1 protein-coding gene is annotated in these 892 nt (G+C 58.9%); it reads right to left on the bottom strand.

Annotation, left to right across the window (positions count from 1 at the left end):
* Positions 1 to 829, bottom strand: an 829-nt coding sequence (locus AC1D35_RS36445) for an efflux RND transporter permease subunit (protein ID WP_477942908.1), incomplete at its 3' end; no start/stop codon positions are given.
* Between the last annotated feature and the right edge of the window lie 63 nt (positions 830 to 892).

Below are 892 nucleotides of genomic sequence, written 5' to 3'. Positions count from 1 at the left end.
CATCAGGAATGTTCGAGAGTATTCTCTTGACGGCATCCTCGACCTTGAAAGAAGAGAGTTCCCGCTCAGACTTGTGAACGAGGTCAATGGAGACCGCGGCGCGACGGACATCAAGTTCCCCCGACGGGCTCGTCCCACCTCGAATGAACACGCCTTCGACCTCCTTTAGCTGGCGAATCCGCTGAGCGATTTCGTCAGTGACGGCCCTAGTTTCAGCGAGCGTCGATCCCGCCGGCAGTTCCAACGACAGGGAGAGGCGACCGTTGTCTTCCTCGGGTAAAAACGCGTTCGGAAGCGTTAGAAGTGCGGCGATGGAAATCGCGAAGAAGGTGACCGCGGCGGCCACGGTCGTCCATTTGCGGCGAAGTTGCAGCCTCAACACGTTCTCGTATATCCTCCCGGCAAGGCCCTGCGGCCTTTCCCGATGCGGGAGGCTGGTCATGATGTATGCCGCCATGATTGGGGTGATGAGGCGGGCGACCAAGAGTGAGAAGAAGACAGAGATGGCGACGGTGAGACCGAACTCCTTGAAGTAGAGGCCAGTGACCCCTTTCATCAAGCCTACCGGCGCGAACACGGCGATGATGGTCGCCGAGATTGCGATCACAGCCAGCCCGATTTCATCTGACGCATCGAGAGCGGCGCGATACGCGGATTTCCCTATGTTGCGATGGCGCACGACATTCTCGATCTCAACGATCGCGTCATCGACAAGGATGCCTGTCACAAGAGTAATCGCTAGCAGGCTGAGGATGTTCAGCGAAAACCCTAGCATATCGATGGCGAAGAATGTTGGCAGGATAGAGAGGGGAAGCGCGACTGCCGCCACGAGCGTCGCGCGCCAGTCTAGAGGGGAAGCGCGACTGCCGCCACGAGCGTCGCGCGCCAGTCT

The sequence above is a fragment of the Rhizobium sp. P1_E6 genome (assembly GCF_056405875.1).
The sequence above is the reverse complement of the archived record's forward strand: the minus strand, read 5'-3'. Positions and strand labels throughout refer to the sequence as shown.